General features: G+C 39.4%; 13 protein-coding genes. 1 reads left to right on the top strand and 12 read right to left on the bottom strand.

Annotated features, from left to right (window positions below; genetic code table 11):
* Positions 1-288: 288 nt before the first annotated feature.
* From SCSH_RS09615 to gnd, 9 genes are read right to left on the bottom strand one after another with little or no spacing between them, the layout of a single operon-like run.
* On the bottom strand, positions 289-906 hold the full coding sequence (locus SCSH_RS09615) for a bifunctional 4-hydroxy-2-oxoglutarate aldolase/2-dehydro-3-deoxy-phosphogluconate aldolase (RefSeq protein WP_152972554.1): 618 nt from the start codon (positions 904-906) through the stop codon (positions 289-291).
* 20 nt (positions 907-926) lie between these two features.
* On the bottom strand, positions 927-1,598 hold the full coding sequence (locus SCSH_RS09610; RefSeq protein ID WP_027975532.1) for an HAD family hydrolase: 672 nt from the start codon (positions 1,596-1,598) through the stop codon (positions 927-929).
* Positions 1,585-2,025, bottom strand: coding sequence for a PTS sugar transporter subunit IIA (locus SCSH_RS09605; RefSeq protein ID WP_057491691.1), 441 nt, complete (start codon positions 2,023-2,025; stop codon positions 1,585-1,587). The genes SCSH_RS09610 and SCSH_RS09605 overlap by 14 nt, the downstream gene beginning before the upstream one ends.
* 58 nt (positions 2,026-2,083) lie before the next feature.
* Complete coding sequence (locus SCSH_RS09600) at positions 2,084-2,587, bottom strand: PTS sugar transporter subunit IIB (RefSeq protein WP_027975530.1); 504 nt, start codon at positions 2,585-2,587, stop codon at positions 2,084-2,086.
* Between the two features lie 24 nt (positions 2,588-2,611).
* A complete protein-coding gene (locus tag SCSH_RS09595; RefSeq protein ID WP_027975529.1) occupies positions 2,612-3,475 on the bottom strand; it encodes a PTS system mannose/fructose/sorbose family transporter subunit IID in 864 nt (287 codons plus the stop codon).
* Positions 3,476-3,491: 16 nt separating this feature from the next.
* Positions 3,492-4,313 carry a PTS mannose/fructose/sorbose/N-acetylgalactosamine transporter subunit IIC gene (locus SCSH_RS09590; protein WP_057491690.1) on the bottom strand — a complete coding sequence of 274 codons (822 nt, stop codon included), beginning with the start codon at positions 4,311-4,313 and terminating at the stop codon, positions 3,492-3,494.
* Between the two features lie 11 nt (positions 4,314-4,324).
* The gene (locus SCSH_RS09585) at positions 4,325-5,431 is read right to left on the bottom strand and encodes an iron-containing alcohol dehydrogenase family protein (RefSeq protein WP_057491689.1); all 1,107 of its coding nucleotides are present in this window, start codon (positions 5,429-5,431) and stop codon (positions 4,325-4,327) included.
* A 1-nt stretch (position 5,432) separates the two neighbouring features.
* On the bottom strand, positions 5,433-6,440 hold the full coding sequence (locus tag SCSH_RS09580; RefSeq protein ID WP_057491688.1) for a D-isomer specific 2-hydroxyacid dehydrogenase family protein: 1,008 nt from the start codon (positions 6,438-6,440) through the stop codon (positions 5,433-5,435).
* A 9-nt stretch (positions 6,441-6,449) separates the two neighbouring features.
* Positions 6,450-7,448, bottom strand: a complete 999-nt coding sequence (gnd, locus tag SCSH_RS09575; RefSeq protein WP_370695924.1) for a phosphogluconate dehydrogenase (NAD(+)-dependent, decarboxylating) — start codon at positions 7,446-7,448, stop codon at positions 6,450-6,452.
* A 37-nt stretch (positions 7,449-7,485) separates the two neighbouring features.
* Here gnd and SCSH_RS09570 point away from each other — a divergent pair, with 37 nt between their 5' ends.
* Positions 7,486-8,388: a MurR/RpiR family transcriptional regulator gene (locus SCSH_RS09570; RefSeq protein WP_051175702.1), complete on the top strand. Its 903-nt coding sequence runs from the start codon at positions 7,486-7,488 to the stop codon at positions 8,386-8,388.
* A gap of 208 nt (positions 8,389-8,596) precedes the next feature.
* On the opposite strand, the gene SCSH_RS09565 is transcribed toward SCSH_RS09570, so the two are convergent.
* The 3 genes from SCSH_RS09565 to SCSH_RS09555 are packed head-to-tail and all read right to left on the bottom strand — an operon-like array spanning position 8,597 to position 11,622.
* The gene (locus SCSH_RS09565; protein WP_057491686.1) at positions 8,597-9,535 is read right to left on the bottom strand and encodes an ABC transporter ATP-binding protein; all 939 of its coding nucleotides are present in this window, start codon (positions 9,533-9,535) and stop codon (positions 8,597-8,599) included.
* The gene (locus tag SCSH_RS09560; RefSeq protein ID WP_057491685.1) at positions 9,528-10,580 is read right to left on the bottom strand and encodes an ABC transporter ATP-binding protein; all 1,053 of its coding nucleotides are present in this window, start codon (positions 10,578-10,580) and stop codon (positions 9,528-9,530) included. Before SCSH_RS09560 ends, SCSH_RS09565 begins: the two co-directional genes overlap by 8 nt.
* 10 nt (positions 10,581-10,590) lie before the next feature.
* Positions 10,591-11,622 carry an ABC transporter permease gene (locus SCSH_RS09555; protein ID WP_057491684.1) on the bottom strand — a complete coding sequence of 344 codons (1,032 nt, stop codon included), beginning with the start codon at positions 11,620-11,622 and terminating at the stop codon, positions 10,591-10,593.
* Positions 11,623-11,626 lie beyond the last annotated feature (4 nt).

Below are 11,626 nucleotides of genomic sequence, written 5' to 3'. Positions count from 1 at the left end.
CTCCCCCCCTTTGTCAACTCCTTTTTTCAACTTTTTTGTATGTCATTGTTGTAAATACCCTTCTTCCCCGTAACCGCGCGCCGTCAAGCCCGACAGACTGCAGGCTAAAAGGCCGGCAGTAAACGTGCGAAGGCCGCTCAGAAAAGCCGGAGACTGCTCCCGTCCTATGCTTAGGTGTCTGATAGAGATGATACTATAAAAAAAGCATAGACAATACCAGCCTATGCTTTTCTCTGTTTTTTCTAATAGATAACGAGGCATTGTGGGGAACCTAGTTAAGGGACAAGCTTAATTGACTGCCTCAACAAGAGCTCGGGCTATTTGTGATACGCTTTGGTAGCCTTCCTCAGAAACTTTTTTGGTGAGTGTTCCCCCTATACCGACTGCACAAGCACCGGCTTCTTTCCAATCTCTGATATTGTTGATTGTTATGCCCCCAGAAGGCATGAGTTTAATATCAGGAAGCGGGCCGTGTACAGCTTTAATAAAGTTCTTTCCTACAGTTTCACTCGGAAATAATTTTATTATGGTTGCCCCCATTTTTGTTGCTTTTACAATCTCTGTTACTGTAGCACATCCCGGTGTATATTCAATATTGTGCTTATGAGCATACTCAGCTATTTCTTCCGAACAGTGCGGACTGACTAGAAATTTTGCTCCTGCCCTATCAGCCAGTTCTGCTTGATCACTATTCATGACAGTCCCCGCTCCAATGATAACCTGTTTATCTCTTTTGTAATAATTTGTTAATTCTTCAATAACTTTATCTGCGTTTGGTGTTGAAAAGGTGATCTCAATATTTTTGATACCTCCGCGTACTGAATATTTAGCAATTTCAATAGCATCTTTCTCACTTTTCCCGCGGATGACCGCGAAAAAATAGTTATTTAACAACTGTGCTGTAATCATATCAGCCTCCCTTAGTACTATTTAAAAATACTCTTATAAGCAGCTTTTAAATTTGGAAATACTCCTTGATATTTTTCTGAATCAGGCAGCGTTTGGCTCAACTCCTTAGAAACCAGACAGACATCAACTCCTGCATTTTGGGCAGCTTTCGCACCTGTCAAGGAATCTTCAAACGCAAGAGCATCTTCAGGAAATTTACCAGCCAAACTAAGAACTTTCTTATATACATCTGGTGCCGGTTTTAAAAACTCAACTTGATCTCCTGTCACGACATAGTTAAAAAAGCAGCAGAGCTCTTTTGAGTTTAGAAGCTCATAAACACGTTGATTATTTGAAGAAGACGCAAGAGCAATTTGATAGCCGTCTTTTTTTAAAAGGCTCCCCATTTCTACTGCAAAATATGATGTTGGAACCTTATCTTCTGCCAATTTTTGATAAAAATAATCTTCTCGAATTTTCCTAACAGCTTGCAGCGTAGCCTCATCCAAAAACTTACCCATAGCGAGATTATTATCGTGAGCACTTTGACCAGCCATCGAATAGATAAACTCATCACTAACGCTGATATCAAAGGTTTTAAATCCTTTTCTCCATCCTTCTGCATAGATTTTTTCAGAGTCAAAAAACAGTCCATCCATATCAAAAATCACTAATGACTTCTCTTGAACTTGTATTTTAGAACTCATCATCTTCATCTTCCTTTAAAGAATCACTGATATGCCAGATAGTTTCTCTTGAAGGTATGAACTGTTCCAGACTCTCAACGGCTGTTTCTATATCAGAACCTAAAATTTTATGGTTGAGAACTTCTAAAATCATAGATAGATTGACATTGCTAACAACAAAAACCTTTTCAGCCTGCTCACTGCTTAACTGTCTAATAGCAAGAACTGCTTGGTTGTAAGGAGAAGCACCGATCAAATCTACAAAGACAATCGTTCCATTTGTCAAATCTGATTCTTTAATTTTGGCAGATAAGCGCTCTCCAAACGCTTCCACACTTTCCCCAGCTGATAGTTTTTCTGTTTGTATATCTGAAACGTCTCCCAAAATAACAGCCAAAGCATCCTTAAAGCCTGCTGAAAGTTCACCATGACTGGCAATAATAATATCCAATTGTTTCACCTCCTGTATCTGATTCTTGGTTTAAAACCAAGGAGCCTTACTGATCCAACTAGAGCTCAAATTTTTTCAAAACTTCATCCAGCGATGTTTTTGCCGCTGCCGGTGTTGCTTGAAAATAGATATCATTAACACCATGATGTTCTTTTAAATCTTTTAACAGTTCTGCATCTGTCTTATTTAAATGAACAGATTTTGTCACTAAAATGTCATCCTCACCTTTCTTAGCAATTCCACCAATATTAAGTTCAGAAACAGGAATGCCATATTTCACTAAATCTACAATTGTTTTAACAGTTTTAGCAATTAAAATACAGCTATATTCTTTAAATTGGTACTCATCCCAATAGTATTTAGCTTTTTCTTCTGACATGACAATGGTTTTCTGTCCCGTTCTGTTGCCGGCACTTTTGTACAAATCCTTCATAAACTTATCTTGAGCAACGACATCGTCAACAACAAAAATAGAATTCACACCATTGCGCTGGGATAAGGTGATCATGACCTGACCATGTATCAGACGCTCATCAACCCTCGCTAAATTAACATTTCCCATATTTTTTTCCTTTTCTTCCTTGCACTATAAGATTCCAATTGCAGCCAAAAGAGCTAAAATAAGCGTCAGCCACAGCAATGATTGTGTAACTTTCAGACCTTTTTTAACATAGTATAAATAGACTCCTATAACTACAGCCAAAGGCAATAATCCTGGAACAATCTTATCCAGTAAATCCTGAATAACAAACTCTTTGCCTGAAAGCTTAAATTTCAAGCTAGACGTCACTGTCACATAATTTCCTGCTAAAACCCCCATCATAAATAAGCCTAAAATAGACAATAAATTAATGGCATTCTGCACACCAGTGCTATGCATCAAACTTGTTGCATTGCGTCCCAGAGAGAAGCCTTGTTTGGCAAAAAATAAACCAACGGATAATTGATAAATAGCAAAGCAAACAAAAGGGAACAAGGCTCCCAACGCATTACCTGACTGCGCCCATGGTACAGCAATGGCTATAAAAATATACTGTATGGTTCCGGAATCAATAGCATCACCAATCCCTGCTAAAGCTCCCATCAAACCAGCCTTTGTGTTATACATTAAATCATCACTCATAGTGATTTCTTCATGTGCATTTTCTTGGCGTGCCCTTTCCCGTTCCATAGAAGCCATAAGACCGGTTATAATACCGCCTCCCCAAGTCAGCTGTGTGTTAAAAAATAGCAGTTGACGTTCATAAGCTTCTCTTCTTTTTTCAGGATCTTTATACAGTTTATTCAAGACCGGCATCATTGCATATAGTAAAGAAGATGCTATATAGCGATCAAATGAATGAGGAATTTCATTTGCAAAATGCCATCTTAAATAAGCTTTATTAACATCTTTTTGGCTAATTTCCTCAGGCTGATTAGCAGTAGTCGTTTTACTGATAGTTGAAGTCATTTTCTCTACCTCTCATTTAAAAATCATCATCGTCATCTTCTAAACTACTTGATGACTTCGAGGAACCGGCGGCCTGTGTATTTGTTTTAGTAGCCATTACAAAAATCACAGCCACAATCGTTCCCAATATCGCATAGGTTACCATAGTTACATTAGAATCCTTAAGAATAACACTGGCGAAATAAGCTAAAAAGAAGAAAACCAGATAATCTCTACGTCCAATAACATAGATAGTTGTCGCAATACCGATAGCTGCCAAACCGCCGCCTACAACTTCCAAAACGTGTAAAATAACGGTTCCTTTTAGAGCAGCGATAACATCAGCAATGACCGGCGTTCCCCAATATAAAGCGACAAAAATCAAAGGAACAAATAAGATAAATGATGCCAGAGTTGGATATAAAATGATTGAACGTTTAATAGCTTTTTCATCCATCTTTTCAACGGCACGATCGGTATATTTACCAAGAAACGTATTCAGAAAGAAACGAAATTGGTACAAATAACTTCCTAGCAAGCCTACAGGAACTGCTACTGCAATGGCCGCCTGAGGCTTTAAGTTTCCCAACAACGCTACTGGCACAGCAATTGCAGCAGCAACCGCTGGTTCAGAAGGCATTGAGCCCCCCGGTGAGAATACACCCATATAAATCAATTGCAGCGCTGCTGTAACAATCATGGCATGATAGACATCCCCCATGACAAAACCGCAAAACAGTCCTGTCATGAGAGGTGAAAACCGCAGAGTTAACGTTGCACCGCCACCCAGCCATCTGGACATAATAGCGGCAACCCATAAACCTATGGCTAAACTTTGAACAGCTGTTAAAGTTTCCATCTTTTTTCCTCCTATTTTTTATTTGCAATATAGTCTTCCAGCTTCAATAGTTTTTCTTTGAGGTTTTTTTTACTGGTATCCACTGGAATCAAGTGAACTTTTTCTTTGCTATCCATGAAATCTACTATATCGTTGATAACGCTTTCATTTTTAGGGAAAATTCCCATATTAGTCAAGGAAGTTGGCAAATTCATTTTATTGTAATAAGGCAGCAAGTCATCAATAACATTCCACTTATCTTCAAGCGCTAATTGGTAAAATATGCCATAGGCAACTTTTTCACCATGTAAATAAGAATGACTTTTCGGAATATATTTAGCAATTCCATCATGTAAAGCATGGGCAGCTGCGTTGCGTGCATATTTATCGCCTAACCCGCCAACAAGACCTGCTGTGGCAAAAATAATTTCAGAGCAATGAACAAATTCATCTGTAACATTAACATTTTTCATGTCTTCAATGGCCTTACTTCCGTCTCGCATAAGAATATCTTTGGCGATAAGAGCTGTATAACGAGCCAGCGCAACAAAGGGTTCATTCTGCAAAAAACTTTGCTGGGTTATCATATCACTTTCATACCATTTAGCTAAAGTATCTGCTATTCCGGCAATAAAATAATTAACAGGCGAATCAATAATTAATCTGGGATCAGCCAGTAAAAAACGAGACTGCTGCAGAAAATGCTCAGTTTTCCCTTCAGCTTCTCCGCTCTCTTTATACATTACTGACAAAGGGGTCCATGGCGCACAATTGCTGGCTAACGTCGGTATGAGACCGAAAGGTACATTCGCAATATTACCAGCATAGCCTACAAGGTCAGCAAGCTTACCGCCGCCAACTCCTATAATAAAATCTATTTTATCTCCCTTCACCTTATCAACAATCAAATCTGCACCATAGTAGCTACACTCACCTGTGTATTGATGAAATTCAAACTCAAAATCCGAAGTATTTAAAAACGTCAGATAAGGTTTTGCCTTTTCCCAAGAGATGGTTCCATGGACTACCAGCACTTTTTTAGCCTGTGCAGAGTTAAGCAGTTTCTCGACATCCATGATGGCATTTTCGCCATAACGGTAATACTGCGGCCCAACTTTAACCTTAAAATCTTTCAGCATTTCAACCCCCTCCTTTAATCCATGAGCTTTCCGCTTGAACGCTGCGCACAGGTAACTTTCTTAAAGAAACATTTTCACAGTCTTCAACGCATTTTTCTCCCATTGCTTCTAGACACTCCATTGTGTAGGCTGAAGTATGCGGTGTAACAACAACATTATCAAACGCCAAATAAGGATGGTCAGAACGTCCGGGTTCAACTTCAAGAACGTCAGTGGCAAAACCAGCAATTTTCCCGGAGCTTAAACCTTCCACAATTGCCTCTTCTGAAACCAATGCTCCTCGTGCAGAATTTGAAATGTAAACATTGTTTTTCATTTTGGCAACTTCAGCTTTACCGATGAAATGATAATTCTCTTCAGTTAAGTTGGCACACAAACACAAGACATCTGACTGCGTTAAAACTGTATTAAAATCAACTTTTTCAGCACCAAATTGCTCAATCTCCGCCCTTGAACGGTAAGGATCGTAAGCCAATACTTGACAGCGAAAACCATTTCTCACTGTTTCAGCTACGCAACTTCCTGTATTACCAAGGCCAATAACACCAACTACCTTGTTATAAAGCGTATGCCCGATAAACTGTGCTCGCTCTTCCCACTTATCATCCTTTACTCTTTGCTGCGCTTGACTGGTCTTACGCATAACGTTTAATAAATTGGTTATATTATTGCCCGCAACAGCATCACGTTCTACCAGAGCCGGAACAAGAGCGACAATTGTTCCATGAGCCTTTGCCGCTGCCAGGTCAACGTTATTATAGCCAATTCCATGACGCGAAATAAGTTTTAAATCGTCCTTATAGTCAAAAAACTCCCGGCTGAAAAACGGTGTTACACTGGCAATGATCATGTCATAACCGTCCAAAGCTGCCGCCAACTCTTTTCCAGGCACCGTCTGCTCAAATCTAAAATAATCAACTTCACCAAGCGCCTTTAAACGGTCCATATGTTTCGGAAAAATTTTCCCAAAGCTACTGGAATTGACAATAGCAATCTTATGTTTCAGCATCTCTTCTCCTCATTCTTTTAATTTTACAGCATGACCGCCAAAACCATGTCGCAAGGCAGCAACCACCTTATTTGAAAAACTGTCAGTCAGCTTACTTGAATTCCTGACAAATAAAGAGTTGGCAATGACAGGAACAGGCACTTCTAGCTGTAAGGCTTCTTCGACAGTCCATTGCGCTTCACCATTAGCCTCAATAATACCTTCAATCTTTTCTAATTTAGCGTCATCCTTAAACGCTTCTCCAGCAATTTCCACCAGCCAAGAACGGATAACGGAGCCATGATCCCAAACATTAGCCACTTTTGCGTAATCATAGTTAAATCCAGACGCTTCCAATACCGAAAATCCTTCGCCAATTGCTTGCATCATTCCATATTCGATGCCGTTGTGAACCATTTTCAGATAGTGACCTGCAGACGGTTCAGGAACAAACAGACAGCCTCCTTTGATTGAAATAGCCTCAAAGAAATCCGCTATATCATCATAGACCTCCTGCTCACCGCCAATCATCAAACAAGCTCCGTGCCGGGCACCGGAAACGCCTCCAGAGGTTCCGCAGTCAATAAAGCCAATATCTTTTTCTTTAAGAGATTGATAATTTTTTAAGCTATCTTTAAAATTCGAATTACCACTATCAATAATAATATCTCCTGCCTGCAGGTTCTCTTTTAGCTTGTCAATCAAATGATTCGTTATTTCTCCTGCAGGTGTACTTAGAAGAATAATCTTCTTAGTTTCCAATGATTCAATTAAAGCACCAAGCGAATCTACCGTTTGAACACTTGCTCTTACTGCTTTTTTTCGAACCTTAGAATCCTCATCAAATCCTATAACATTCCAATCATGATCTTGAGCATTTAAAGCTAAATTAAACCCCATTTTGCCTAGGCCGATAATTCCAATTGTTTTCATAAACACGCTCCTCTGCTTAAATCTAAGCTTAGTATATAATAAAAATTTTGTTTTGTAAATATTATTTCGAAAAAAATTTTTTCTTTTGATTTTTATCTTCTTTTATCTTATAATTATTATCAAAAAGATGAGGATGGATACTCGTTTGAAAAATCAATACCTAAGCACCATTATTAATCGTCATAAGTATGAATTCAGCAATACAGATGAGCAAATCGCCAGATATTTTCTTTCCTTAGGTGATGATATTATAAATAAAACGATTGCTGTCCTATCGGAAGAAATTGGTGTCTCACAATCATCTATCTTTACTTTTGTTAAAAAAATAGGCTTTAAAGGGTTCCAAAACTTTAAATTATCTGTTGCTTCAAATCTAAAAAAGGAAAATCCCGACGACGGGCCGACTAATATTTTAACAAGTATCAATGATATTTCTGACTCAGATTCCAGTTCAGAAATTGCAGAGAAAGTCATTTATTCTAATATTCAATCGCTTTATTCCATCATCGAAACAATTCCCCAGATTCCTATCGATCAGATTATTAATATTATTGAAAAATCAAGAACTATTTATTTCATGGGAATTGGAGGCTCATCTATCCTCGCATGGGACAGCTATCATAAATTCTTAAGAACGAAATACAACTGCAGCTACATATTTGATTACCATATGCAGTTGAGTCAAGCTTCTAAGCTAAACGAAAAGGACTGCGTCTTTTTGTTTTCACATTCGGGAGAGTCTATCCAAACTATTGAACTGGCCCGCACTGTACACTCAAAAAATGGAAAAATTATTTCTTTGACCGGCAATCCAAAATCCGAATTAGTAAAACTGTCAGATGAATGTGTTATCGTTAATTCTCAGGATTCTTTATTTCGTGCTGAGTCTCTGACATCTCGAATACTATATTTAACAATCTTAGATATCATTTATGTGAATTTGATGTTCAGAGATGAGGCAGCTAATACCCGGTCATTGATGGATGTCCGCAACGCCTTAAAAATAACAAAAAACGGGAACATCATTACTTGGTAAAAAATACGTCATCTTTCTAATTTGAATTATGCTATTTATCCCATAAACAAATAAAAAGAGCAATAAGAACCTACATTTTATGATCTGGTTCTTATTGCTCTTTTTATATATAGCAGCAGAGACTGCTTTTTGTGCCTTTTTTTACTGCTGCGCTGAAACATAACAGCAAAACAGATTGTTGGATAATTTTGACTGTCTGTCCTGCTTTTTACTGAACTTTAAATTCTTTTTGATAGGTTTTTGCTTCTTCTTCGGTTGATAAGACAAAATGTCCCGGAGTGATTTCTCGCATCTCACGCACTTGTCCGTCTAATTCATGGGCAGGATCGTAAACCTTGTGAACGCGTTTGCGCTCTAACTCGGGATCGGGTTCAGGAACTGCCGATAACAGGCTCTTTGTGTATGGATGAATAGGATGATGGTAAACTTCATCTGATGTTCCAATTTCCACTATTTTCCCCCAATGCATAACGCCGATACGGTCAGAAATGTACTTAACCATAGATAAGTCGTGAGCAATAAATAGGTAAGTCAATCCTTGTTCATGCTGCAGTTTTTGCATCAGATTAACGACTTGAGCCTGGATGGAGACATCCAAGGCAGAGATTGGTTCATCGGCAATGATAAATTTGGGCTCTACAGCCAAAGCACGAGCTATTCCGATACGCTGCCGCTGACCGCCTGAAAACTCATGCGGATAACGCGTTAGATGGTCCTTATTCAAACCAACTAAATCAAGCAGCTCTTGAACTTTAACATCACGTTCCTCTTTATTTTTAACTAATTTATAAGTATCAAGACCTTCAGCGATGATGTCTCTGACTTTCATACGTCCGTTCAGACTGGCTTGAGGGTCCTGGAAGATCATCTGTGCTTTCTTACGAAAGGCAAAGAGCTCTTTCCCTTTAAGGCTTGAAATGGTTTCGCCCTCAAAATCAATCTCACCTTCATCAATATTATAGAGTTTAAGAATAGCGCGGCCGATAGTCGTTTTACCTGAACCGGATTCTCCGACAAGGCCAAAGACTTCCCCCTCATAGATATCAAAGCTGACATTGTCAATAGCCTTGACTTCATTGGATCTGCCTTTATTGAATATCAACGAAACATTTTTGACTTCCACCAGTTTTTTACGATTTTCAGTCATTAGGCTCTTCTCCCTTCAAGCTCTTCCATTTTTCCCAGCGCTTCAAAATTCTTTCTGGAGGCACAATTTGAGGAGCACGTTCATCCAGCAGCCAAGTAGCTGCATAATGAGAATCACTGACTTTGAAAAACGGTGGTTCTTCTTCAAGATCAATGTCAAGTGCAAATTCATTTCTCGGAGCAAAGGCATCGCCTTTTGGCGGATGCAGCAAATCAGGCGGTGTTCCCGGAATCGATTGCAGACTTCCTGCTGCTGTACTAGTTGTCGGCATAGAGTTCAAAAGTCCCCAAGTATAGGGATGTTGTGGATTGTAGAAAACTTCGTCCACTTTTCCGTACTCGACAATCTTTCCGGCATACATGACAGCAACTCGATCAGCCATGCCAGCCACAACACCTAAATCATGCGTAATAAAAATAATAGAAGAATCTGTGTTTTTTTGGATTTCTTTCATCAAATGAAGAATCTGTGCCTGAATCGTCACATCAAGGGCTGTTGTCGGTTCATCAGCAATGAGAATTTCCGGATTGGTTGCAAGAGCAATGGCAATAACAGCCCGCTGGCGCATACCGCCCGACCATTGATGAGGATAATCATTGATGTGTTCTTCAGCGTTAGGAATGCCGACCTTTTTCATGATATCTAAAGCACGCGTCAAAGCTTCTTTTTTAGCAAGCTTTTCATGCTTGATGATTGGCTCAGCAATTTGTAGGCCAATTTTCATTGTCGGATCGAGGCTGGTCATCGGATCTTGGAAAATCATGGAAATATCATTGCCGCGGATATTAACCCAGTCTTCTTCTTTTAAATCAATGAGATTGCGGCCTTTAAATTCAATATCTCCTGAAATCTCAGCGTTTTTAGCAGACAGCCCCATCAAGGTACGGGTTGTTACAGATTTACCAGAACCGGATTCACCTACAATAGCAAGGGTTTCACCCTTTTCCAGATAGAAACTGACATCACGGATCGCTTTAACCTCACCAGCATAGGTATGAAAATTGACATGGAGGTTATTGACCTGTAAAATTTTTTCTTTACTCATATCTTCCTCCTTAGTCCTTATCTGATTTTGGATCAAATGCATCACGCAAACCATCACCCAGCAAAATAAAGGCTAAGGAAATCAGTACCAAAGCAAGGGCCGGCAGAATAATCTGATAAGGATAGTACTGCAAGTTTTCCTGAGCATCAGAAATCAGAGACCCCAGTGAAGAAGTCGGCGGTTTCACACCCAAGTTGATTGCTGAAAGAATAGCTTCATACATGATAGCCGAAGGAATGGTCATCATAATCTGAACGATAATAACTCCGGAAATATTAGGTAGGATATGCTTAAAGGCTATCTTAGGTCCGCTTTCACCAAGGGTTCTCGCAGCCAAAACAAAATCTCTTTCCTTATAAGACAAGGTCATATTTCTGACCTGTCTGGCCATTGAGGTCCAGCCGGTCAAACCGATAGAAAGAATGATAGCCAATATCCCATTACCCAATAAAAGTCCTAGCATTGTCACAATAATCAAGTTAGGAACAGAAGAAATGATTTCAATAATACGCTGCATGACCGTATCAACCATTCCGCCGATATAACCGGAAGTTAGACCGTAAATGACACCGATGAGAAGGTCAATGCAGGTCGCCGCAACCGCAACTAACAGCGAAATACGGATACCAACAATAATCCGTTTGCCAAGGCTGCGTCCTAAGCTGTCAGTCCCTAATAAGAAATGTTTTCCTTCTGGAACCGACTGATCTTCATAAACATTAGAAGCAGAACTGGAGCCAGGCATTTGAAACACACCATTCCAGCCAGGAATCCCTAGACCGCTGTTAGGCGGTAAATTACTATAAGTAGATACCTTATCCGAATCAAAACTATTGGCATCCTTTTGTGACACAAACAAAGGTGACAGCAGTGAAAATGTGATCAGCAAGGTAAGAAACCAAAGTGAAACAACTGCTAATTTATTTTTCTTTAAACGCCGCCAAGCATCCTGCAGAAAAGACAGGGCTGGCTTTTCAATTTTTTCTTGTGCACTGGCGCTTCCTGCACCAACAAGCACAAATTTTCTATTCTTATCTGCCATGTTA

This window comes from Streptococcus orisasini (assembly GCF_001431045.1).
Lineage (GTDB): Bacteria > Bacillota > Bacilli > Lactobacillales > Streptococcaceae > Streptococcus > Streptococcus orisasini.
The sequence above is the reverse complement of the archived record's forward strand: the minus strand, read 5'-3'. Positions and strand labels throughout refer to the sequence as shown.

Excerpts from the sequence above, each read along its gene's own strand:
- SCSH_RS09610 (WP_027975532.1), bottom strand. The coding sequence starts at position 1,598 with ATGATGAGTTCTAAAATACAAGTTCAAGAGAAGTCATTAGTGATTTTT.
- SCSH_RS09570 (WP_051175702.1), top strand. The coding sequence starts at position 7,486 with ATGGATACTCGTTTGAAAAATCAATACCTAAGCACCATTATTAATCGT.
- SCSH_RS09585 (WP_057491689.1), bottom strand. The coding sequence starts at position 5,431 with ATGCTGAAAGATTTTAAGGTTAAAGTTGGGCCGCAGTATTACCGTTAT.
- SCSH_RS09560 (WP_057491685.1), bottom strand. The coding sequence starts at position 10,580 with ATGAGTAAAGAAAAAATTTTACAGGTCAATAACCTCCATGTCAATTTT.
- SCSH_RS09580 (WP_057491688.1), bottom strand. The coding sequence starts at position 6,440 with ATGCTGAAACATAAGATTGCTATTGTCAATTCCAGTAGCTTTGGGAAA.
- SCSH_RS09590 (WP_057491690.1), bottom strand. The coding sequence starts at position 4,313 with ATGGAAACTTTAACAGCTGTTCAAAGTTTAGCCATAGGTTTATGGGTT.
- SCSH_RS09555 (WP_057491684.1), bottom strand. The coding sequence starts at position 11,622 with ATGGCAGATAAGAATAGAAAATTTGTGCTTGTTGGTGCAGGAAGCGCC.
- SCSH_RS09595 (WP_027975529.1), bottom strand. The coding sequence starts at position 3,475 with ATGACTTCAACTATCAGTAAAACGACTACTGCTAATCAGCCTGAGGAA.
- SCSH_RS09565 (WP_057491686.1), bottom strand. The coding sequence starts at position 9,535 with ATGACTGAAAATCGTAAAAAACTGGTGGAAGTCAAAAATGTTTCGTTG.
- SCSH_RS09600 (WP_027975530.1), bottom strand. The coding sequence starts at position 2,587 with ATGGGAAATGTTAATTTAGCGAGGGTTGATGAGCGTCTGATACATGGT.